The sequence below is a fragment of the Caulobacter sp. 05T431 genome, assembly GCF_056665975.1.
In genome coordinates, this window is sequence record NZ_JBFTKU010000094.1 from 1 (window position 1) to 496 (window position 496).

Below are 496 nucleotides of genomic sequence, written 5' to 3' on the forward strand. Positions count from 1 at the left end.
GGTTATCCGGCGACTAACAACCCAGGTCGAGCTTCTCAGCGACGGACTTCACGCGCTACGCAATGGAAGCACAGGTGTGGCGGAGGAGTTCGTTGACCGGGCTTTGAGCGCAATTACCGGTGAGGTCACGCGCCTCAAAGATCTTGATGGAGGGGTGCAGTGACTGTAGGTTTTGACTTCGGAACCACCAACAGCTTGGTATCTGTGGTGGTCGGTGATCGCGTTATCGACGTCTTTGATGAGGAGGGCCGCCCCCATCCTTCCGTTGTCCGTTACGAGGGCGAGGACGTTATCGTTGGCAGAGAAGCGCGCCATGCGTTAGAGGAAGTCGGGCTTGGGGTCTACGGCAACACGGTGCGTTCGCCGAAGTTCCTCTTAGGGCAGGAGGCCGTCAGCGTCGGTGGTGTCGACCGCAGCCCTGTCGACATCGTTGCGGACGTGATTCGACATGTCCGGACTGAGTCGCGCCAAAGCCGCCAACGTCAAGTCTTGGGAG

The 496-nt window shown here is 59.3% G+C and carries 1 protein-coding gene; it reads left to right on the plus strand.

Annotation, left to right across the window (positions count from 1 at the left end):
• Nucleotides 1-159: 159 nt before the first annotated feature.
• Nucleotides 160-496, plus strand: a 337-nt coding sequence (locus AC1U89_RS24665) for an Hsp70 family protein (protein WP_479902241.1), incomplete at its 3' end; no start/stop codon positions are given.